At 42.4% G+C, this 231-nt stretch carries 1 pseudogene; it reads right to left on the bottom strand.

The window, feature by feature from the left end:
- Positions 1 to 231, bottom strand: a pseudogene (locus ACRHOZ_RS21660) (Crp/Fnr family transcriptional regulator); the annotation flags it as partial.

Genomic DNA, 231 nt, shown 5'->3' with positions numbered 1-231 from the left:
AGATAAGAGGCAACCATGTATTGAGGGACACGTTGTTCTATGGCACGGTGTTTAGAACGGAATTTCTGATATCGCTGCTCGGCCGTTTTCCTCATGGTATCCATGGTACGTTGTTGAAAAGCCACATAAGCTTTTTCAAACTTCAATCGAATAAAACGCTCAAGTGAAGGCATATCATGAAACAATTGGTCAAGGGTGTTTTTTGATATTTCAACCATGGTGCCGGGCTCA

The sequence above is a fragment of the Flagellimonas flava genome (assembly GCF_050617915.1).
Classification (GTDB): Bacteria; Bacteroidota; Bacteroidia; order Flavobacteriales; family Flavobacteriaceae; genus Flagellimonas; species Flagellimonas flava_A.
This window is presented reverse-complemented; position numbering and strand designations above follow the sequence as displayed.